Below are 21,691 nucleotides of genomic sequence, written 5' to 3' on the forward strand. Positions count from 1 at the left end.
CGTTTGATAACAGGGCGGCATAGGCCGTAAATCTCCCGCCCGCTGCCTCATGGCTCCATGCCGGCGCGCCGCGCCGCGGCTATCCTGTCGTCGGATGTCCATGGACCAGAAGCTCCTCGTCTTCCTGCTGGGCGCCGCGCTGGCGTCTTCGCTGAGCGTGCCGACGCTCGCCGGCGCGCCCTACGACTGCAAGGCGAGCCCCTTCGAGGGAGAGACGGCCGCCCAGCTCGACTTCCTCGGCTACCGCTGCGCCGACGGCGGCCTCCTCGACGCGGACGGCAAGGCCGTGAGCGCGGAGAAGGCCGCCGACTTCGCCAGGCCGTTCAGCGCGAAGGCGACCCCCGTCGGAGAGGGCCTCGCGACGAGCGTGCTCAGCATGGGCCTGCGCCTCGACGACGCGGGCGACCGCGTCCTCAACCCCTACACCCTCGCGCCGCTCTCGAACCTGGAGGTCGAGTACCTCCTGCGCTACGCGGTCCTCGAAGCCCGTCCCCTCGTGCTCGAGAACATGCTCCGCCTCCTCTCCCCCCAGAAGCCGGGCGCGGCCGTCCCCCGCGACGTGCGCCGACAGCTCTCCACGCTCTCGAAGGTCGAGCAGGGCATGGTCTCGGAGAAGCTCGAGCGCATGCTCAAGGACGATTCCCTGAACGCCGGAGCCCTCGCGCGCGGGGTCGAGCAGTCCTACGCGGACGCCGTCCGCTTCTGGGACGCCGCGCGCCCGCTCTCGGACCTGAAGGCGGCCGCCCTTCCGCCCGACCCGAAGCGGCCGTCCTTCGCCGCACCCATCGTCCTGCGCGGCTGGGACCGCTCCCGGACCCCGCCGGCGCTCCTCACGAAGGACGAGTCCTCCCTCTCCGGCCTGCTGCAGGCGAGCATCGCGAAGCGGCTCTCGGCCAACCCGGTGAGCCGGGAACTCCTCTCGCATTTCCCGAAAGCGAAGGGGAAGCCCGTCCTGCCTCCGATCCTCCTCCTGGACGCCGGCGACCCCCGCATGGCCGCCTGCTACAACCCCGCGGCGGATGCCGTCGTCGTCAACCTCGGGGCCTTCAGCGCCCGCAAGCCCCTTCCCGCGGGCATGTCCATGCCGCAGTACCTCCGGGCCCATCCCGAGGAGGTCGCGGAGTTCGTGCGCCTCCATGCCGCGGAGCTCGACCACGAGCTCACGCACGCCTGGCAGTCCCATCGCGCGTCCCTGACGCACGAGCAGTACCGCGGCAACGCGCCGCTGGTCAACGCCATCGAGCAGGAGCACGAGGCGTTCCTCCATCACGCGCTCTTCCTCCACGCCGAATTCCTCAAAGACCCCGCGGGGGCGCAAGCGAACCCGCGCTTCGCGGACTACCTCGCCCTCCTGGCCGGCTTCGACGAGTACCGCGACGACATCACCCGGCGCTATCTGCGCAGCTGGCCGGCCAACGCGGCGACGCTGAAGACCGCTCTGGAGCTCCAGAAGATCCGGGAGGACGCCGCGCGCCGCCGCCTGGCCGCGGAACCGAAGGAGAGCGAGCGCCAGACGCTGAAGCTGCAGGGCCTGGCCCTGGGGACGAAGTCGCTCGAGAACGCCCTCGCCGAGCATGAAGCCCGCATGAAGGACTTCGCCGCGAAGGAGTACCCCCGCGTCCGGACCGAGGCGCTCGCCGGTCTGCGCTCCTTCGCGCTCGCGCTCGAGAAGAAGGCGCAGTGGGACCAGGCCCTGGCCGCCCTGCGCGTCGCGCGCGCGCTCGCCCCGCGCCTCTCGGCCGAAGAAGGGCGCAAGGCCGAGGAGGAGTCGAAAGCGCTGGCCGACCGGACGCTGGCCTGGCTCGCGAAGTCCGCGCCGAAGCCCCCCTTCGACCCCCGGCTCAAGACCCTCTCGGCGCTCGAGTCGCAGTATCTGGAGACCCGCGCGCCGGTCCCCGCCGCCTTCGCCGAGCAGAAGGCGAAGGTCTACCGGCTCGCCGCGCGCGAGCAGCTCGAGCGCGCGAAGGGAGAGAAAGACCGCTCCGCGCGGGACAAGGCGCTGTCCCTGGCTCTGTCCTGGGCCCGCGCGGTCAAGGACTCCGCCTTGTGCGAAGAGATCGAGCGGCTGAGAGGCGCGCCGTGAAGCCGCGCTCCCTGTGGGCTCCGCTCCTGTTGACGCTCCTCTGCGCCTGCGCGAAGAAGGAGGCCGCGGCCCCCTCCTACCGGGAGCCCTCGGGCCGCTTCGCCTGCGTCGCCCCCCCCGACTGGAAGGTCCTGGAGGACGGCCGCGGCGGCTCGTCCTTCTTCGGCCCGACCGAGGGGCCGCGCCCCTACAACGCCTCCATCGTCGTCCGCTGGTACGGCTCGGACTCGGAGTTCCCCTCGCCGGAGGCCTTCTACGCCGCGCGCCGGGGCCTCGCCGCGTCGAGCTCGAGCGCTCCGGACGGGGGCCCGCCCCGGGAGTTCACCCTCGTGCGCCGCGAGCTGCCCCTGCACGGAAGCGGGGAGGCGGAAGAGATCCAGGAGCGCGCCTTCCTGCTCCCGGCGAAGGACGGCTTCTTCGCGCTCCTGCACACCGCCCCCAGGGCCGTCGCCGAGGAGACGGCGCCGGTCTTCGAGGCCCTGCGCGCCGACTTCCGCCCCGGCTGAGCGGGCGTACATCCGGGGTTCTGTTTCCACCCCTTTTCGATACAGCCGGAAGTAGACCGAAAATCCCCCCTTCCTGGACTGGGGGCTCCATGCCCGCGGGGACTTCTCCGGCTATCCTGAGGGCATGAGCATCCCGGCGGTGAGGAAAAGCCTCCTCCAGAGCGTCGCCCTCCTCCTGAGTACGGCGCTTCTGCACTCCTCGGCGGCCCCCGCTCTCGCCCAGACCGTGACCTCCTCCGTCGTTCAGACGGCCGCGGGAGCCGTCCCGACGCCCGTCATCGCGGTCTCGCCGTCTCAGAACCTCCTCGCGACCGCGCAGGGCTCCGTGGACCTGACGACGCTGGGGCTGCCCGCTTCCAGGATCCCTTCCGTCACCCGGAAGATCGGGGCGGCGAGCGTCCTCCAGAACGCGGACGCCGCCGAGCTTCCGATCGCGGCCTCGGTCCCCGCCGGGAAAGCCGTCATCCCCGCGGCGTCCGCCGGAGTCCTCGCGGCGCCCGTCAAGACGCCCTCCTCGGCGGCTCCCGTCCTGAAAGAAAGCGCGGACGCTGCGCAGGCCGACGCACCGGCTCCCCGCGGGGAGAAGGCCTCCACGATCCAGCGCCTGCGCGAGCTGAGCCGGACCCGCGCCGACGCGCTCGTCTACGACAACATGGGAGCGCCCGAGGCCGCCGAGCCCGACGCCGTCCCCGTCAGGACGAAGGAAGCGCGGAACGCGGGGCTCTTGGCGCGGCGTTCCGATCCCGCTTCCGAGGGCGCCGCGCGACACGCCGCGATCACGGACTGGTACGGCGTCCCGGTCCATAACGGCTTCCGTTCGTCGGTGCCGAAGGTCTCGGTCCTGCGCTCCCTCCATCATGCCTTCAAATCCTGGAGAGGCGAGAACGCCGTCCGCTACCCCCTGACGAGCTCGGAGCACTGGACGCTGACGGCGCTCTCCTACGCGGTCAGCGTCGCCCTCTGGACGGCGTTCCTTCTCTTCAATCCGATCTACACGCTGATAGGCGGAGTCGACATGGCCGCCATGCTCTTCTTCGGTCTTCTCTTCGCGGCCCTTTCGGGCAGTTCGCTCGCCGCCGACCACATCAAGGAGGCCTTGGACGCCCAGCGCGTGACGCTCCGGGCCCTCCGCTACAAGGAGCTCCAGCAGCCCCGCTGGGAGGCCGGGCTCCTAGCCATGGCGGGCGAGTTCGAGCTGGAGACGGGCTGGCGCATCGTCTGGACCGATTCGCCCTACCTGCTCGCGCAGGCCGACCCGGCCAACAAGCGCGTGTTCATGAGCATCGGCTGGATCCTGCGGGGCGGAGATCCCCTCGACCAGCGCCGCTACCCCTACCTTCACGTCACGCTCAAGAACCTGAAGAGCGGGATCCAGTGAACATGAAAGCGCTGCGCCGCTTCGCAGCCCTCTCGCTCGCGGCGGCGCTCTGGCTCGGCGCGCCCGGTCTGCCCGCCTGGGAGGCGGCCGCCCGGACCGTGAACGCGGGCTCGGCCGCCGGCGCCGGGCTCGGCGCGGCGGCGCTGCCGCCGGCGGCCGTCTCCGCCTCGGCGCATGCCTGGCAGCTCCGGCCCGTCCAGTCCCTGTTCACGGTCCTCCCGGACCTCGAGGGGACCTCCCTCCCGCAGCCCGCGCTCCTGGCGCTCGAGCGCTGCCTGGACCGCGGAGGCGTGGAACCGGCGCAGATCTCGTCCCTTCCGCCGCAGCGGCGGCTCCAGGAGGTCCGCTCCTCTCTCAAGGCGCTCTCCGCTTCCCTCCAGGAGGAGTCTCCCGCGCGGGAGCGGGACGCGAGCCCCTCGGAACGCCTCAAGTCCCTGGCCCTGCGCCGCGCGGCCTTGAGGGACCTGCGCCTGAGCGCGGCCGTCCTCGAAGCCCGGGATAGGAAGGCTTTCCTCGAGGCGCTTTCCGTGTCCGAAACGCGTGTCGAACGGAAATTCCGCGAGGAGAGCGCCCGCCTCGTCGAAGGGAAGATCGCGCAGATCCTGCCCGGAGGCGCCGCGTCCTGGCGCGGCCGCACCGCCGACGTCGAGCTGGAGGACGGCTCGGTACTCTCCTTCAAGCGCCATAAGGACCTCGCGTCCCTGCTCAACGAGAGCGGGAAGATGCAGGAGGTCCTTTCCTTCGGCATCGACGCTCCCATCCCGCTGAGCCGCGCGAACTGGCAGTTCGCGCTCAAATATCCCGGCAAGAAGGAGAAGTCCTCCTCGGACGCGGGGGACCCGGCCGAGGAGCGCTACCTCCCCTACCTCATGCCCAAGCGCCTGGTGGACGGGTATCGCGGCTATCTCAACGACAAACTCCCGAAAGGCCTGAGCGCGGAACAAAAGGTCGAAAAGATCGAGAGCGCCGCGCTCGCGGCCGTGGAGCACATGCTCGTGCTGCTGCGCAACGGCCGCGCGCACGCCTCGCTCATGCCGCTCTCGCATCACGGCACCCATTGGGAATGGGATTTCTGGCGTTGGAATCCTCCTTTCCTGGGCGAGATGCGCTACGGGCCGAGCTTCATCAACGGCTGGAAAGAGGCCTTCGCGTACCCGAACATCCGGCTCTCGGGCCTGGCGGATTGGGAGCACATCGAGCCGCTCAAGCACTTTTACCAGACGCACGAACACGACGATCACGGCGATGGGACGGTCCATCACGACGCGTACTCCCTGGCGCTCGGGCAGAACCTGGCGGAACTCTCCTTCATCCTCCTCCACTCCGGCGCGGTCAACGGCCTCTCCGACGACGCCGTCGCGCGCGTCATCGTCAAAGCCGTGCGGGCCTATCTGACCGGCCTGCTGCCGGAGAGCTCCGCCGCGCGCTTCTCCGAGCGGGAGGCCCTGGCCGCCGCGCGCGCGTCGAGCCGCAGCTTCCGCCGGGCATACCGCTACTGGGAAGCGGGGACCATGTTCGCCCGGATGCTGTTCTGGGGCGGCCTGGGAGGGAACGCGGTCCTGCTGGCCCTCGCCTCGCCCGATGTGATCCCGTTCCTGATCCAAGGCCTCTGCCTTTTGCATTTTCTCGGGAAGATGGACGCCGCCGAAAGGATCTCGGGGAACCTGCCGGGCTCGGTCGTGCATCCGCTCCTGATGAGCGTCGTCAAGCCGGCCGTCGAGCTCCTTCGCCGAGACGCGGCGTCGGTCGGGCTCCCCGCGCTGGACCATCCCAGCGGCTCTCCCTGGGATTTCCGGCAAGCCATGATCTTCGCATTCGCGCTTCCGGCCGCGCTCCTCATCCCCACGGCCATCGCAGGACTCTTCGGGCTCTTCGGACTTCAGCTCGCGGCCGCCGCGGGAGTGCTCGCCCATCCCCTGGCCCTGGCCGGCCTCACAGGCGCGACCCTCGCGTTCGCCGCCGCGCGCGTCCTGAGCTTCCTGCTCTCCCTGCGTCACGCCTCGCCGAGCTCTCCGGAGTTCTCCGCGCAGGCCCCGGCCACCGGACCGCCGCTCCGGAACCCCGCGCCATGACCGAGAACTCGCATCACGAGGGCCTCCGACCTTCGCGAGAATGCCCGGTTGCGTCGGCCCCCGTTCTGAGAACAAGCCGAAGTAGGCCGGAAACCTCCCCCCGGCGGACTGAGGGCTCCAGGCCGACGTCCTGCTCCCCGGTTATCCTATGGATATGACGCTCTCCCGATCATGCGGGCCCGCCTGGGCGCTCGCTCTCGCCGCGATCCTCTGTGCGGCCGAGGCCTCCGCCGCGGTCGTGAACGCGCCCGTCGCGGCGGCCGCAGCGGTCCCGCCGCTCCCGATCTGCGTCGCGACGCTCCAGCCCGGAGCGGAGCTGCGCCTCCTCGCGCTCGGAAACCCCGCGCTCCTGGAAGCGCCCTCCGTGACCGCCTCCTGGCAGCCGGCGCTCTTCCTGGGTCGGGTCCGGGCGGCGGCGGCGCAGATGCTCCGGTCCGGGCCGATCGAGGTCGTCCGGAAAGGGGACTTCGTCGCCCTCATCCCCCGGGCGGGGAACCAGGCGGCCGTCATCCCCCTGGACGCCGAACGGCCGCCGAGGATGCTTTCGGTCCCCTACCACACGGCGATGACCCTGAGGAAGCAGCTCGAGGACGACCAGCTCCTCGCCGCGCACGCGACGCTCGCGGGCTTCTTCGACGCCGTCGACGACCCGGAGAGCATCGCCGACCGCTACGTCCTCCCCTTCCCTGCGAGCGCTCCGACGGAGCCGAGCGCGCCCGCCGCTCAGCCGCTCATGTCGAAGCTCCTCGCGGCGTTCGAGCCGCGGGCGCCGAAGGTCGTCGGCGAGGTCCCGCCCCCCGACGCGCGCGACCCGAACCTCCAGTACCATGGGACGAGCTGGCAGAACCTCGTGCAGGCCCTGATCAACGCGGGAGACGGGTCGCTCTTCGCCGGCACCTACCTGGGAGGGACCTTCGCGCGTTCTCTTCCGCACGCCGTGCTCTGGGCCGAACGGCAGGGCTCGAAGCCGGTCGTGCTCGAGTTCGAAGGCCACATCTCGACGAGCGCCGATCGCATCCTCGGCAGCTACAAATCCTTCGACGCCATCCCTCTGAGCAAGCTCTCCGCGCGCTCCAAGACGGCCGTTCTGCGGGAGCTGGAATCCTTCGTCCGCGGGCTGGGAACGGAAGAGGCCCGCCTCCTGACCGAACGCTTCATCTCGGCGCTGTATCCGGAGAAAACATGAATATCCGAGCGTTCCTTTTCCTCCTCGCGACCGCATCCCTCTCCCTCATGACCGTCGGGGAAGCGGGCGCTCAGCCCTCGGGAGGCGTTCCGACCGAGTGCGCGCGCCGCGGCGCGGCGCATTGGGTCCAGTTCGAGGCCGAACCCCGGCACGTCTTCCTCCTCAAGGTCAACGCGGACGACGGCTCCCGCTCCGTCCTCCACTACGAGCTCGGGGAAGGCGACGCGGAGCAGTGCCGCGAGTTCCTCGGCCCCTACGCGCCCGGGAGCCCCGTCTTCCTCGCGCTCGAGCGCCTGGAGACGGAACTGCGCGGCTGCTGCTCCTCCCCTGGAAGGCCGTGGCTCTATCTCATCGTCAACGAACAGGCCGCCTGGAAGAAGCGGATCCTCGAACTGGAGAGTGCGCCCTGATGCCTCGCTCCTCCCCCCCCGCCCTCAAGGGCGTCGCCCTTCTGCTGTGCGCGGCGTTGCTGCACGCCTCGGCGGGCCCGGCCTTCGCCCAGGCCGTGAGCGCGGCCGCGGCCGCGCGCGCCGGGACGGGCGTGACGGCGGTCCTGCCGGTGCAGGCCGTGCAGCTCACCGCCCCGCTCATGGGTTCCTCTCTATCGAAGCAGGACCTCGCCGGAAGCGAGCTGCCGCGGCTGGTCCCCCTCCCGACGGTCTCTCCCACCGCGGACGCGGCGGCCGCGGGGCTCGCTCTGAACCCTGTCGAAGGGCTCCCCTCCTCAGCCGTAAAGACGGCGGCGGTCGCCGATACTCCCGCTGAGGGGAAAGCGGTCTCCGTGCCGTCCGCGGCGCCGACGACGGTCCCGGCCGGGTCGTCGGACGCGCCGGACATCAGCCGCCTCCTTCTGGAGTCGGCGCCGCACTTCCTGCCGGCGAGCTTCGGGCCGCGGGTCGGGCCTACGCTGACGGCCCTCTCGGCCCTGCGCGAGAACATCTTCAGCCACGAGCACGTCCGACTCGCTCAAGCGGAAGGGAAGACCGTCGGGATGCTGCTGGGCTACATGGGCAGCGAAAAGAAAGCGGAGGAACTGCGCACCGGGACCCTGCTGCTGCGCTCGCTGGGCGTCCCCCTCCTCGGGCGCCTGCCCGCGCTCCTGCGCCTGCAAGGCAGCATCGGCCGCATCCCCGCGGACTCCTTCTATGTCTCGAACGTCGCGGTGGACCCCGCGGCGCGGGGCCGCGGCATCGGCGAGGCCCTCCTCGCCGACGCCGAGCGCACGGCGCTCGCTCAGGGCGCAGCGTCGCTCTGCCTCGACGTCGAGGCCGACAACGCCGGAGCGCTCAAGCTCTACGCGCGCCTCGGCTTCACGATCGAGAGCACCACCCCGCTCATGCGCATCGGCGGCCGGAGCTTCGCGCTGCACCGGATGGTGAAGCCGCTGAAGACGGCGGCCGCGAAGGTCCCCGCCGCGCCCGTCGACGGAGCCGTCGAGCGGCTCGAGCGCGGGGAGCGGGCTTTCACGCCGGAGCCGGAGAGCTTCGAGCTCGACAAAGCGACCCTCAAGGACCTCCAGGTCCTCACCGACGGCGGTCTGCGCTCCCAGCTGGACAAGACCCGGACTTTCTACGGCTCGCAACGCCTGAGCGGGCTCCTCAAACGGCCGTTCCTGGACGCCGGAGAGATCCAGCGCAGGCAGGAAGCGGCGGTCGTCATCGCCTCGGACGCTGCGCTCAGGACGCGCCTGCAGACGGGCCTCGACCGACTGAAGGGGAAGGCGGACCATTCCCTGGCCGAGCACTTCAAATCCCCGACGGGCCTGTTCATCCCTTTCATCCTGCTGGGGGTGGTCATGGGATTCTGGCTGCCCGGCAGCCTCATCATCGGGGGCTGGAGGCAGCTTCTCCAGGGGACGATGGTCTACTTCATGATCATCGGGTCGATGCTGACGGAGATGGGCGCGCTCCGTGCGAAGCTCGTCCGCTACAAGGAGGTGTTCCGCTTCGCCCGGGACCTGGCCGAGCCGCTCGCGAAGAGCTCCTCCCCGGCCCTGCGAGAGCTCGGAGGAGTCTTCTCCGCCGTGTCGGAGAAAAGGCATCCGCTCGCATTGAAGAAGGTCGCGGGGTCCTTCCTGCGCCTGCTGCCCACGCCCCTCGCGCTGCTCCTGGACGCGCTGTTCCTGTGGGGGACGAAGACGCTCTGGCATCCGATCTGGCGGCTCCGACAGGCCCAGGAGAGCGTGGCCCAGCTCTTCGGCGCGCTCGGAGAGCTCGACGTCTACCTGACCTTCGCCGAGCTGCTGGCCTCCGGCGCGCCGTGGACGCTGCCCGTCGTCGAATCCGGACCGGAGGCCCGCCTGCGCATCGAGGACGGCCATCATCCCATCGTCCTGGCCCTGCGCGGCAAGGACTCGACCCCCAACGACGCGGACCTGCGGGCGGGCCGCGGCTTCAACGTGCTCACGGGCACGAACATGGGCGGGAAGTCCACCTACCTGCGCATGGTCGCGCTTCTGACCCTGCTCGCGCAGATCGGCGCGCCGGTGCCGGCGCGGGCCATGGCCCTGACCCCGGTCGAGCTCCTGACGAGCGTGGACGTGGGCGACGACCTCCGCTCGGGCAAGAGCCTCTACGACGCGGAGACCGACCGCCTCCTCAAGATCGTGAACGGGGCGCGGACTTCGACGCGCGTGCTCGCGGTGATGGACGAGATCCTCCAGGGCACGAACCCGGAGGAGCGCACGGCCGCCGAGCGCGCCGTGGTGCGCTACCTCGCGGACACGCCGAACCTCTTCCTCGTCGCCACGCACAACCTCTCCATCGCGGAGGTGGCGGAGGAGGCGGCGTCCCTGCGCAACTTCCACGTCGCGGGAGCGGCCGACGAAGGCGTCTCCCGCTACCGCGTGCTGCCGGGACCGGCGAAGGACCGCAACGGCATCCTCACGCTCGAGCGCAAGGGCTTCCCCGAGAGTCTCGTCCGGGACGCCCGCTCGCGCCTGGAACACCCATAAAGAAGGACCCCGCCGCTCGCTGCGGCGGGGCCTTCTCGGACACCTGGACGACCGCGTGCGCTACAGCGCCGAGACCTCGCCGTCGAGCGAGAGGCCCGCGACCTGCGCCGTCGCCGCCAGCGCCTCCGCCTGCGCCCGGGTCAGCGGGGCGACGATCATGCCGAGGCCCTCGAGCTCGGAGAACGCGACCCCCATCGCCCTGAGCCGCTTGCGCACGACCTGGGCGCTCTTTCCGGCCGGTTCGGCGAGCGTGAGGATGACCGAGACGGCCTGCTTCGCCGAGAGCGTCGCCAGGCGCGCCTGGAGGTCCGGGTCCATCTTCGCGGCGGAGCGGGCGTCCGGCTCCACCGCGGCCGAGACTCCCCGCCTCTGTCCGTCGATGAGCCGGCCGAGCGTCCCCTTCACGGTCGCGTCGAGCACCCTGCGGATGCGCTCGGCGATGCTCCGGAGGAACCCTTCGCCGCTTCCCGTTCCCTTCCGCGAGGGGACCGCCTCGATGCCGACCTGCTTGAGCCAGGGACGCCGCGCGAGGGCGGCGAGCGCGGGCTTCGAGAGCGGCCGTGCGACGACGGGCCGGCCCGCGATGGACGAAGGGATGAGCCCCGCGTTGCGGGCCTTGTCCCGTGAGCTCTGGTCGGAGAAGTAGACGTAGACGACGTTCTGGCGCCCGTGGTAGACCCCGTCGTCCCATTCGACGGCGGTCTTGCGCGACGCGGCGTCGACCTGGACGACGCCGGGCACGGCGAGGACCGGCGCGAGGACGGCCTCCGGCACGCGCAGGGAGGCGTCCGAGACGGCGCGCAGCCGCTCGGCGATGCGCGCGCCGAGCTCCTCGACGGCCTTCGCGGCCGGGAGGACCGGACGGTCGAAGGAGGCGCCCGGCGCCTTCAGCGACGCCGCGGCCGGCGGGGCGGGGTCCTCGCTGCGGACGGCGGCAGCGACGAGCCCGTTCTGCGCCAGCTCCGCGACGACCTCGTCGACGGGGCGGTCTCCGGAAGGAGCGAGGAGGTAGTTCCAGCGTCCCCCGCCGATGAGGACGAGCTGGAGGCCGTGCTTCTTCAGGAAGTCCGCCACGGTGTCCTCGTCCATGCCGACCTCGATGCCCCAGCCGCCGTCGGTCATCACGACGTAGCTCCGCACGAAGGTCACGGAGATCCAGCGGTCGCTGGAGGGCTGGTTCTTCGCGGGGTGCGCTTCGAGCACGAGCGGGTCCGCCGCGAGCTCCCGCGCCGCCGCCTCGGCGTCGAGGCCCTCGGCCCCCACGCGGTAGCCGTCCGCGCGGACCTCGAGCACGCGGAGCCCGCGCGAGCGCAGGATCCCCGCGACCTCGTCGTCGGTGACGGCCTGCTCCACGTTCACCTTCCCGCCGCCCATCGGGATGCTCCGGACGGAGACCGTCTTGAAGGTGACGCTGACCTGCCGCTCGATGGGGAGCGTGAAGCTCTTCGCCGTGGCGTAGAGCACGAGCGGCTCCTTCTCGAGCGCGTCGGCGAGCGCCCGCGCGTCCGCGTCCTGGGCGACGGCGACGATGAAGCGCTCCGGGTTGAGCTTGCTCACGACGCTCAGCCCCAGGCGCTCGAGCAGCGCGGCGACTTCGGAGAGGTAGGCGCCCGAGACGAAACGGACCTCGATCTGTCGGGAGAGGGGCACGGCCAACTGCTGCATCGGCAGGCCTTCCGGCGTGTATTCGACCTGGGAGATGACCTCGCCCACGGAGAAGGGGTCGAGGGTCGCCGCCTTCGCGTCCGTCTTCGGGGCGGGCTGGGAGGGCAGGGCGAGCGGCGTCTCGAGCCGCAGCGTCTGGAGCCCGGTCGGGACCGACAGCTCCATGCGCCCGATCGCCGCCGTCACCGGCAGCGCGACGGGGACGACGGCGGCCGGCGCGAGGGGCGCGTGCGCGACCGTCTGGGCCGCGGCGAAGCGCGGGGAAAGGAGCATGCCGAGCGTCAGCAGCAGAGACGGGACGGCCCTGAGAGCGTTCATTCGATGCCTCCGTAGGAGCGACGGGGGCATGCTATCAGAGTGCCTCTGCGACGACCTGAGCCGAAGGACCCGCGCGCGACCCGGGGCCGATGGCCGCGTTCTACTCCTGGGAGTAGATGTCCGCCTCGTTGGCGGTCCAGGACAGGTCGGCGCTCCAGAGGGCGGAGGACTTCACCGCCTCGCCGTTGCAGACGTCGACGATGCGCTGCTCGAAGTCGGTCTTGTACTCGAGTCGGTCGCCCATGCGCCCCTGCAGGACCGGGATGTCGTTCATCATGTAGAAGCAGCCGTTGAGGCGGTCGAGGTCGTAGGGCGGCGCGGCCGCGGTATACCGGTCCATCGAAGGGTCGTAGCCCTCGTCGCCGCGGTGGCCGTAGCGTCCGGCGCTCAGGACCGCGCCGTCCTTCGCCCCGAAGAAGACTTCCTCGTACGGACGGCCCCGCGCGCCGGCCCGCTCCACGCCGCCGTCCTCGCGCCATTCGCCGTCGAGGAACCGTCCGGGCGACAGCTCATGGCGAACCTCCCGGCCGTTGACGGTGAAGCGCCCCCGGATGAACTGCCGGAACTCGCAGCAGCCGCACGAACAGCCGTCGTCCGCCGAGAACTCCGCCCTGGCCGAGAAGCGCACGCCCAGGGAGGCCCCCCAGTCGCCGCGTCGGTAGAGGGCCGGGGTCTTCGCGGTGAAGAACGCGGCTTTCCGGACGCAGCAGCGTCCCGTGGGTTTGGCCGTGATCGGGCCCGCGGCCGATACGGCGGAGGCCAGACCCAGCAGGAGCGAGAAGACGCCCGCCGCCGTCCTCATCTCGCCAGCCGGAAGCCGAAGCCGCTGGCGCGGAAGCCGTCGCCGACGTAGCTGCGCACGTCGGCCTTCAGCGTCTCGCCGGAGATGCTGGAGAAGGACCCGCCGCGCGTCACGCGGTAAAAGCCGTTGTCGTCGTAAGCGCTCCCGTCCGCGGGCGCGTCGGCGTAGGAGTTGCGGTGGTTGTCCTGCACCCACTGCCGGACGTTGCCCGCCATGTCGCAGAGCCCCTGCTCCGTGTTCCCCTCGGGCTTCGAGCAGACCGGCATCGTGGCGCCGGTGCCGCAGCCCTCGCCCTTGCCGCCGTTCAGGACGGCTCGGGCGCAGGTCGCGGGCTCGTTCCCCCACGGGTAGAGCCGGTCCTTCCCCCCGCTCTTCGCCGCGTACTCCCACTCGGACTCGCTCGGCAGGCGGGCGTCCATGTACTTCGCGTACTCGGCGGCCTGCAGCCAGTCGACGCAGTTGATGGGGTGGCGCGCGCGGTCCGCCTTCCCCCAGTTGCAGTCCCCCCAGGTCCCCGGCTCCGTGCAGCGTCCGTCGAGGACGCACTCCGCGTACTGCTCCACGGTGACCGCGGTCTTCGACATCGCGAAGGCCTTCACCGCGACCTCATGACGCGGATGCGCGTCGAGGTTCATGGCGTCGTTGCCCATCAGGAACTTCCCGCCGGGGATGGCGACCCACTCGACCGGGACGCCCGGCACGATCCGGGGGTCCTTGCGCACTTCGCATTTCACCGCGGACGCCGCGGGGACGGCGCCGTCCTTGGCCGCGCTCAATGCCGCGAGGGGATCCATGCTCTGCTCCGAGCCGAATCCGACCTCGGAGCGGACGAGGTGCGGCCGGACGACGGCCGCCAGGACGAGGGCCGTCACGAACAGGTTCTTCTTCATCGAGGAGTCTCCTTGCTGGTTCACGATTCGCCGCGGGAGGCGGCTCGGCGGGCCTCCTCGAGGAGGGCCGGCCGGATCTGCGCCGGAAGGACGGGTCCGAAGGACAGGAAGAGGCGGTGGAACTCCGTCTCGTCATACGCGGGCCCCATCACCTGCCGGTACTCCGCCTTGAGCGCCTCGATCTGCAGCCGGCCGAGCATGTAGGTGATGGCCTGGGTCGGCATCTTCACATAGCGGTACGCCTCGATCGCCGCCGTCGGCGCGGGGAGGAACGCCTCCTCCGTCAGGACGCGGGCGACCTCGTCGAGGCTCATGAGCCCCAGATGCAGGGAGATGTCCAGCACGATGCGCCATGCGCGCCAGATCTGGCCGCCCAGCTGCGCCAGCTCCTCCTTGGGGGTGAAGAAGCCCTTGGCGCGCATGAGCTCCTCGGCGTAGAAGGCGTAGCCTTCGACGTTGAGGGAGAACGCGTAGCCCGCGGCCTCCAGGAGATAGCGCACCGTCGAGATCTCCGGGGAGTGCTGGAACGACCAGAACTGCAGGTCATGGCCGGGGAAGGCCTCATGCACGACGGTCGAGGGGATGCGCGAGTTGTTGTGCAGGGAGAGCCGCTTCTGGTCGCCGCCCGAAGGAGTGACGAGGAAGACGCCTTTTCGTCCGGAGTCCAGGGGCGGCGCCGGGAAGTAGGCGGCGCTCGCCAGCGAGCCCCGCATGCCGGCCGGAGTCTCGATCAACTGGATGCGGTAGTCGGCGGGCAGGCGGAAGAGGCCGCGGGAGATGACGAAGTCGCGGGCCCGGTCGGAGACCGCGGCGTAGGTCCGCAGGAGCTCCGCGTCGTCGGCGGGGTGGTCCTTCTTGAGCTCGGCCATGGCCTCCGGGAGGGTCTTCCCGGGATAGATCCGGCCCGCGAGCTTCTCCATCCGGCCGCGGATCTCCCCGGCGAGCCGCAGGCCCTTGTCCATGAGGTCCCGCGGGGAGTCCTGGAGGGCCAGCTCGTGCTTGAGCTTCCAGGCGTACTCCTCCGCGCCGACGCCGTACTTCTCCTGCGCGGCGGGCAGGACCTCGGCGCGCAGGAACCGGACCTGCCCCTCGTAGGCGGCTGCCGCCGCGCGAGCGGCCGCCTCCAGCCGAGGAGCGAGCGCCGCGAAGGACGCCGCGTCGAGCTGTTCGCGCGCCTTCTCCGCGAGTCCCGTCATGAAGAAGTCCGCGGCCTCGGCGCCGGCCTCGAGTCCTTCCTTCTCGACGGTCCCGCGGTAGGCGTGCCGGCCTCCTCGCAGGCCCTTCCCGAGGTTCCCGGCGACGCGCCGAAGGTACAGGGGGATCCCCTCGACGCGGGAGACGACCGCCTCCCAGTCCGCGGCCGCCCGCGGACCGGGCTCGATCTGCGAGATCTGCGCGACGACGCTGTCGTAGGGCAGCTGCCCGGCGGAGACGTCCGTCTCGTAGGACTTCCGGTCGCGCAGCTCGTGGAGCTGGCTTTCGACGATCGTCCGGATGCTCGCGCGGTCGATCGCCTCCGCGGAAGAGACCGCCCCCGCCGGCTGCGCGGCGAGAGCGCTCTGCGCCGCTTCCAGATACGCGACGTGCTCGAGGACGGCGGCCTCGGAGGGGTCCGCCAGCCGCGCGGCGGCGGCGGGCACTCCGAGCGTGGACCCAAGGTCCGGCCGGAAGAGGACGAGGCGCTGGAGGAAGTCCTGGCGGAAGGCGGAGAAATCGGAGGCGGCGGAGGGCACGCCCGCCGCTCCGACGGGGAGGCCGCCGAGGGCGGCGCCCGGGACGACCGGGACCGCGATGTTCTGGGAGTAGGCGGCTCCCGGCAGGGAGACGCCGCAGAGCGTCAGGACGAGCAGGCAGGGTCGCATAGCCTGATGATAGCCGCGGGCTCCGCGCTCTTCTTGATTCCTCCGGGCACGGACGGGCGGTCTTAAGTTCTAGCCGGGGGAGTTCTCAGGACTCGAGACGACTTGAACATCCGGTTGCGCGAGCCGCGCGCTCAGGCGGCGAAGAGGTCTTCGCCGATGAGGGAGCGCACGACGACGGAGGCGCAGGCGAGGCCGAAGGCGCCGGTGACGAAGGAGGCGGTGCCCATGACGAGGCTCTTCTTGGTGCAGGACTGGAGCGGATTCTCCCCCTGCGGGCAGAGGCAGCCGGCCTTGCAGTCGGTCGCGTCGGACCCCGGCAGGGGCCGCGCGGGCGGCTCGGGCGAGAAGACGGCGGGGACCCCGAAGAGGGCGCGCTTGGGGAAGCCGTACTTCTCGCGCAGGATGTCGCGCACCGCGCGCGCGAGCGGGTCGACGTCGGTGCGCGCGAGGTCGGCGACCTTGAGCCGCGTGGGGTCGCGCCGCCCGCCCGAGCCCGTCGAGACCACGAGCGGGATGTTCCGCTCGCGGCAGGTCTTGATGAGGAAGCACTTGGCCGTGACGTGGTCGATCGCGTCGACCACGAAGTCCGGGGGCCCGGCGAGGAGCTCGTCGCAGGTCGCCGGGGCGAAGAAGGCCTCGACGCCGCGGATGTCGGCCTCGGGGTTGACCAGGCGCAGGCGCTCGGCCAGGAGCGGGGCCTTCGGCTTGCCGATGTTCCCGCTCAAGGCCTGGAGCTGGCGGTTGAAGTTGCGGATGCAGACGGTGTCGAAGTCCACGACCGTGAGCCGGCCGATCCCGGAGCGCGCCAGCGACTCCGCGGCCCAGGAGCCCACCCCGCCCGCGCCGACGACGAGCACGTGGCTGCGGCGCAGGCGCGCGAGCGCCTCCCCGCCGACGAGGCGCTGGAGGCGGTCGAAGCGGCGCTCGGGGTCTTCGCGGGGGTCGGGGCTCATCTCGATGCGGGACGTCCGCTCGCTACTTCGAGATGAATTCGCTGAGCAGGTACTTCTTCTGCTCCTCGAACTCGGCCGGGGTGATGAGGCCGGCGTCGGCGAGCTTCTTGAGCTTCGTGAGTTTGGCCTCGATGTCCTCGGGCGCGGAGGCGGCGGGAGCGGCGAGGGGAGCCGCGACGGGGACCGCCGCGGACGCCTTGCGCTCGGCTTTCATGTCGGAGAGGAGCTTGAGCGCCTGGCTCTCGTCGGCCGCGCCCTCCTCGCGGGCGTCCGTGCGGCCGTAGGCGTCCACCTTCCCGCCGGTGAGCCGCACGAAGCAGGGCGTGGTCGCGCGATAGAGCGCCTGCTCGAAGTTCTCGGGGAGCGCGTAATGGAGGGTCTCGACGCCGTCCTGCGCGGAGGAGCTCTGGGGGACGCCCAGGACGGTGAACACTTCCCCCTTGGACATGCCGAGGTGGAGCTTGTTGAGCCGACCGACCGTCGCGCAGCCGCTGAGGGCGGCGGCGAATCCCAGGGAGACGAGCGCGAGCAGGCCGCGGTTCTTCATGTCGGGAGTCTACTAATTGAACGGACGCGGTTTCAAAGACGAAGGCCGGAGCCCTCTTGGAGCGGAGTCTCGCCTATGGCCGGCCGATGAAGGATGTGAAAGCCTGCTCGTCGCCGTTGAACACGTCCATGTCGACGGGCCCTTCGATCCCCGCGACCGAGCCCGTCCCGCTGCGCTGCCAGAAAGTCCAGGTCGGAGCGCCTTCCGGAAGGCGGGGTTCGACGCCGCTGCGCAGCCAGAGCAGGCGGTCCTCTCCCGACAGATAGCGGCGATGGAAGGCCGGCAAGGTGTAGAAGACGGGACGCCGGCCGTACGCCTCCTCGATCCTGCGGACGAAGACGGCCAACTCCTCCAGAAGACGCTCCTTATCCGGCCGAGCGGTGCAGTTGCCGACGGGCTCGACGTCGATGACGGGAGGCAGCGCGCCCTCTTCCTTCGGGACGACGGAGATGTAGTTGTCGGCCTGCGCCTCGCCGGGAGAGCAGAAGCTGAAGTAGTGGTACGCTCCCCGGGCCACGCCCGCCTGCCCGGCCTCCTGCCAATTCCGAAGGAACCGCGGGTCCTTATGATCGCCGCCTTCCGTGGCCTTGATATAGGCGAACCGGACCCCTTCTCTTCGGACTTTATCCCATGCGATCGCGCCTTGATGATGGGAGACATCGATGCCGCGGATCGGGTATTTCCGGGCGAGGGAGGAGGGAAACGCGGAGTCGGCCGGACGGCGACTCGCTCGAAAACGACCCAGCGCCGTCTGGATCTCCGGAAGCCTCGAACCTGCGTTCTCGTCGATGCCGCCCTCGGCGCGGGCGAAGCTCGCCGTCGCCAAGGCCAGCGCGGTCGAAAGAAGCAGGAGTCGGCCCATCCGGTCAGTCTCCGGACCAGGGGTTGAAGCCGCCGCCGCGCATCGGCGCCTCGGCGGTCAGCTTCTCGAAGAGGTCGAGCTGGGCCTTCGTCGCGCCGCTGCCCTCGAGGCCCTCGTAGGCGTAGCCCCAGGCGGCGTTGTACTCGGTCGAGGACCACGGCCGACCCTTGTAGGAAGCGACCCCGTTGGCGGTCGCGCGGATGGAGTCGTCGGTGAGCGCGCCGACGGCGGCCGCGCGCTCCACGAGCGGGTCCTTCGCGAGCTTCGCCGCGGCCGCGGCGTTGTCGCCGGAGACCTCGAGCTTGTAGCCGTCGCCCATGGCCTTCACGATGCGGGCCCCGTTCTTGAGCAGGAAGTCGGCGACCTCGTCCTCGCCGACCTCGGTCTTTCCGAGGGTCCGGCGCAGCTTCACGACGACCTGGCGGGACTCCGGCGCCGCGGAGACGGCCGGGAAGGCGTAGAGCGCCATGCGGGTCGTCATGAGGTAGCGGGCGGCGCGGACCGCGTCGAGCTTCGGGGCGCCGACCGTCCAGACCCCGAAGTCCACCGAGAGCACGCGCACGCCGAGCGAGCGCAGGATGGCCGCGACGACCGTGTCGTCGACCTCGTGCGGGAGCGGGACGTCGCCCCAGCCGTAGCGGGTGTTCTTCTTGAAGACGAGCTTCACCTGGTTCTCGGCGGGGACCTCGAAGACCGCGGGACGGGCGTCGACGACGAGGTCGCTGGCGAGGAGCTTCTCCTCGGCGGCGGCCATGTCGGTGCCGGCCGGAGCCGCGAGCGCGTACTCGCCCTTGTAGCTGTGCCAGAGCACGCGCAGGCCGAGCGTCTCGGCAAGGGCCTTGATCTCCTTCTCGCCGATGGAGATCTCCCGGCTCAGGCCGCCGGCGCTCTCGAGCGTGCGGGTCTTGAAGCGGACGAGGAGCTGGCGCTCCTTGGGCGGGGTCGGCAGCGGGAGGGTCGAGACGTAGGGCTCGAGCTTGAGGGAGTTGACGGTGACCTTCATGCGTCCGAGCTTCGTCTCGCTGAGCTTCCACTCGAGCTGGTAGGTGACGGTGTAGTCGGCGGGGTTCCTCTTCGAGACGCGGGTCTCCATCGACAGCAGCGTCACCTCGGGCTGGCCGTCCTTCAGCTTGAGCCCGGAGCGCTCGAGCCCGCGGGTCCAGCCGGCCTTGCGGCGGGAAAGGGACTCGATGAGGAGGGCCCGCTGGGCCAGCGTGCTGCCGGCCGGGAAGGCGATGCGCGGAAGGAGCGGCTCGCCCTGCCGCGTGCCGCCGGGGAAGACGCGCAGGTCCTTCTCGACCGCGTTGAGCAGGACGCGGATGCGCCCGCCGCGCCCGCCCGAAGCCGACCATTCGACGTCGTAGACGAAGTCGGCCGACTGCGGCTCCCCGGTGCCCTTCGCCAGGTCCAGGCGGTACTCCGAGGAGAGCACCTTCATCTTCGGCTGCTCCTTGGCGAAGTCCACGCCGAGAGGCGCGAACTCGCGGACCCAGGCGGAGCGCATCTCCGCATAGGAGCCCTCGAGGGTCCGCTTCTGGTGCTTCGTGAGCTCCCAGGGCGGCGAGAGGACGGGGGCGTAGGCCTCGGTCTGCACCGCCGCCGGCGCGGAGGGCTCGAGGAGCCGGGCGGCGGCGGTCTTCGAGGCCTCGCCGCCGGACTTCTCGTCCCCCGCGGCCGCGAGGTCCTGCTGCATCATCTTGGAGACTTCGGCGATGCGGCCAGCGGTGCGCTGGTAGTTCTCCTCTCGCACCGCACCTGCGGCGCTAAGGCCCGCCGCAGGTGACTGGGCGGCGGGTACGGCAAACAGCGCGGCGGTCGGGGCGACCGCCGGCAGAGCGTTGGTGCGGAGCGCGGCCTTGGCCGCGACGACGGGAGTGATGACCGAGAGGGACGGCAGAACGGTGTGGGTGAGGCCGATGTTCGCGGGGAGGCCGGTCTGCGCGAGGCCGACGCCCGAGAAGGTGCCGAGGCCGGGGACTTGCGGGACGACGACGGGCGAGAACGTGCCGGAAACCTTCCCCTGGTGGACGACCTGGGCGGACGCGGAGGATGCGCCGGAAGTGAACGTCAGGGCGAGGACGACGGTCAGGGCTCGGTTGGGCATGGGTCTCGGCCTCCGTGCGGCGTCGCGCGTCATGGACTATTGTATAGTGCGCGCGCGGTTCCGCTCTGGGCCTGTTGGGGCAAGGAGGAGCCGACATTGGGCCTAGCCCATTGGGTCCACGGTCAGAATAGTTCCTTAACTCCCTTCCCTTCGGGGGAGGGTGCAGGGTGGGGGAGAGCTGCCGTGATGGATATCCCCTCCCCCTGCCCCCTCCCGCGGGGAGGGGCACTAAGGAAAGGTAACCTCAAGTGGTATGATATGCCCATGAGCACGGGACTTGTCCTCGGATTGCGCTGCTTCCGCTGCGCCAAGGAGCACTCCGAGGGGGACGCTCCCTACGTCTGCCCCTCCTGCGGCGGGAACCTCGACGTCATCTACGACTACAAGGCCCTCCGCCGCCGCGTCACCCGCGCCTCCCTGAAGAAGGACCTCGAGCCGGGGGTCTGGCGCTACGAGGCCCTCCTGCCGGTGCGGCGCTGGAAGGGCCGTCCGACCGTGCGCATCGGCGGAACCCCCCTCTACAAGGCGGAGCGCCTCGGCCGGGCCCTCGGCCTCAAGAGTCTCTGGCTCAAGGACGACGGCCGCAACCCGAGCGCCTCCTTCAAGGACCGCGCCGGCGCGGTCGCGGTCGCCAAGGCGCTCGAGCGCGGCGAGAAGATCATCACCGGCGCCTCGACCGGCAACGCCGCCTCCTCGCTCGCCTGCCTCTGCGCCTCGCTCGGCCTTAAGACCGTCATCTTCCTCCCCGAGAAGGCCCCCGCGGCGAAGGTCGCCCAGCTCCTCGTCTTCGGCGCCGAGGTCTTCGCGGTGCGCGGGACCTACGACGACGCCTTCGACCTCTGCCTCAAGGCCAGCGCCGAGTACGGCTGGTACAACCGGAACACCGGCTACAACCCGTACACGCGCGAAGGGAAGAAGACCTGCGCCTACGAGCTCCTCGAGGGGCTCGATTGGAAGGTCCCCGACCAGGTCTTCGTCTCGGTGGGCGACGGCAACATCTTGAGCGGGCTCTGGAAGGGCTTCAAGGACTTCCACGCCCTCGGACTCGTCGAGCGCCTGCCGCGCATGGTCGCGGTGCAGGCCGAGAAGAGCGACGCCATCAAGCGCGCCTTCGAGGGCGACGGGGTCGTGCGGCCCGTGAGTGGCGAGACGATCGCCGACAGCATCTCGGTCTCCCTGCCGCGCGACGGCGACGCCGCCGTGCAGGCGCTCAGGGAGTCGGGCGGCTACGCGGTCTCCGTGAGCGACGCCGAGATCCTCGCCGCGATGCGGGAGCTCGCCCGCTCGGAGAGCGTCTTCGCCGAGCCCGCCGGGGCCGCCGCCGTCGCCGGCCTGCGCAAGGCCGCCGAGGCCGGGAAGGCGCGCGCGAAGGACCGCGTCGCCGTCGTCGTCACGGGCAACGGCCTCAAGGACGTCGCGAGCGCGATGAAGGCCGTCGGCGAGCCGCACAAGCTCGCGCCGGAGCTTTCGGAACTCAAGAAGCTGGTCGTCAAACTGCGCATCGGATAAC

General features: G+C 70.8%; 16 protein-coding genes. 8 read left to right on the forward strand and 8 right to left on the reverse strand.

Annotation, left to right across the window (positions count from 1 at the left end):
• Nucleotides 1-100 precede the first annotated feature (100 nt).
• The 7 genes from WC969_00485 (at nucleotide 101) to WC969_00515 (ending at nucleotide 10,178) form a co-directional block, all read left to right on the forward strand.
• The gene (locus WC969_00485) at nucleotides 101-2,083 is read left to right on the forward strand and encodes a hypothetical protein (GenBank protein MFA6028304.1); all 1,983 of its coding nucleotides are present in this window, start codon (nucleotides 101-103) and stop codon (nucleotides 2,081-2,083) included.
• Nucleotides 2,080-2,589: a hypothetical protein gene (locus WC969_00490; GenBank protein ID MFA6028305.1), complete on the forward strand. Its 510-nt coding sequence runs from the start codon at nucleotides 2,080-2,082 to the stop codon at nucleotides 2,587-2,589. The genes WC969_00485 and WC969_00490 overlap by 4 nt, the downstream gene beginning before the upstream one ends.
• Nucleotides 2,590-2,713: 124 nt before the next feature.
• Nucleotides 2,714-3,967, forward strand: a complete 1,254-nt coding sequence (locus tag WC969_00495) for a hypothetical protein (protein ID MFA6028306.1) — start codon at nucleotides 2,714-2,716, stop codon at nucleotides 3,965-3,967.
• On the forward strand, nucleotides 3,964-6,039 hold the full coding sequence (locus WC969_00500; protein MFA6028307.1) for a hypothetical protein: 2,076 nt from the start codon (nucleotides 3,964-3,966) through the stop codon (nucleotides 6,037-6,039). Before WC969_00495 ends, WC969_00500 begins: the two co-directional genes overlap by 4 nt.
• Nucleotides 6,040-6,193: 154 nt before the next feature.
• Nucleotides 6,194-7,225: a hypothetical protein gene (locus tag WC969_00505; GenBank protein MFA6028308.1), complete on the forward strand. Its 1,032-nt coding sequence runs from the start codon at nucleotides 6,194-6,196 to the stop codon at nucleotides 7,223-7,225.
• Nucleotides 7,222-7,635 carry a hypothetical protein gene (locus WC969_00510; protein MFA6028309.1) on the forward strand — a complete coding sequence of 138 codons (414 nt, stop codon included), beginning with the start codon at nucleotides 7,222-7,224 and terminating at the stop codon, nucleotides 7,633-7,635. Before WC969_00505 ends, WC969_00510 begins: the two co-directional genes overlap by 4 nt.
• Nucleotides 7,635-10,178: a GNAT family N-acetyltransferase gene (locus tag WC969_00515; protein ID MFA6028310.1), complete on the forward strand. Its 2,544-nt coding sequence runs from the start codon at nucleotides 7,635-7,637 to the stop codon at nucleotides 10,176-10,178. The genes WC969_00510 and WC969_00515 overlap by 1 nt, the downstream gene beginning before the upstream one ends.
• A 60-nt stretch (nucleotides 10,179-10,238) precedes the next feature.
• Here the strand turns inward: WC969_00515 and WC969_00520 are convergent, their stop codons facing one another.
• From WC969_00520 to WC969_00555, 8 genes are all read right to left on the reverse strand, one after another.
• A complete protein-coding gene (locus WC969_00520; GenBank protein ID MFA6028311.1) occupies nucleotides 10,239-12,161 on the reverse strand; it encodes a hypothetical protein in 1,923 nt (640 codons plus the stop codon).
• A 100-nt stretch (nucleotides 12,162-12,261) separates the two neighbouring features.
• The gene (locus tag WC969_00525) at nucleotides 12,262-12,963 is read right to left on the reverse strand and encodes a hypothetical protein (GenBank protein MFA6028312.1); all 702 of its coding nucleotides are present in this window, start codon (nucleotides 12,961-12,963) and stop codon (nucleotides 12,262-12,264) included.
• The gene (locus WC969_00530; GenBank protein ID MFA6028313.1) at nucleotides 12,960-13,853 is read right to left on the reverse strand and encodes an SUMF1/EgtB/PvdO family nonheme iron enzyme; all 894 of its coding nucleotides are present in this window, start codon (nucleotides 13,851-13,853) and stop codon (nucleotides 12,960-12,962) included. Before WC969_00530 ends, WC969_00525 begins: the two co-directional genes overlap by 4 nt.
• A gap of 20 nt (nucleotides 13,854-13,873) precedes the next feature.
• Nucleotides 13,874-15,715, reverse strand: a complete 1,842-nt coding sequence (locus WC969_00535) for a DUF885 domain-containing protein (GenBank protein ID MFA6028314.1) — start codon at nucleotides 15,713-15,715, stop codon at nucleotides 13,874-13,876.
• A 131-nt stretch (nucleotides 15,716-15,846) separates the two neighbouring features.
• The gene (locus tag WC969_00540; GenBank protein MFA6028315.1) at nucleotides 15,847-16,668 is read right to left on the reverse strand and encodes a tRNA threonylcarbamoyladenosine dehydratase; all 822 of its coding nucleotides are present in this window, start codon (nucleotides 16,666-16,668) and stop codon (nucleotides 15,847-15,849) included.
• Between the two features lie 22 nt (nucleotides 16,669-16,690).
• Nucleotides 16,691-17,215 carry an SHOCT domain-containing protein gene (locus WC969_00545; protein ID MFA6028316.1) on the reverse strand — a complete coding sequence of 175 codons (525 nt, stop codon included), beginning with the start codon at nucleotides 17,213-17,215 and terminating at the stop codon, nucleotides 16,691-16,693.
• Nucleotides 17,216-17,288: 73 nt separating this feature from the next.
• Nucleotides 17,289-18,077 carry a GH25 family lysozyme gene (locus WC969_00550; GenBank protein ID MFA6028317.1) on the reverse strand — a complete coding sequence of 263 codons (789 nt, stop codon included), beginning with the start codon at nucleotides 18,075-18,077 and terminating at the stop codon, nucleotides 17,289-17,291.
• 4 nt (nucleotides 18,078-18,081) lie between these two features.
• The gene (locus WC969_00555) at nucleotides 18,082-20,181 is read right to left on the reverse strand and encodes a hypothetical protein (GenBank protein ID MFA6028318.1); all 2,100 of its coding nucleotides are present in this window, start codon (nucleotides 20,179-20,181) and stop codon (nucleotides 18,082-18,084) included.
• 264 nt (nucleotides 20,182-20,445) lie between these two features.
• Between WC969_00555 and WC969_00560 the strand changes: the two genes are divergently transcribed.
• Nucleotides 20,446-21,690 carry a threonine synthase gene (locus WC969_00560; protein MFA6028319.1) on the forward strand — a complete coding sequence of 415 codons (1,245 nt, stop codon included), beginning with the start codon at nucleotides 20,446-20,448 and terminating at the stop codon, nucleotides 21,688-21,690.
• Nucleotide 21,691: the final 1 nt, after the last annotated feature.

The organism is Elusimicrobiota bacterium, from assembly GCA_041660925.1.
Classification (GTDB): Bacteria; Elusimicrobiota; Elusimicrobia; order UBA1565; family UBA1565; genus JBAZUV01.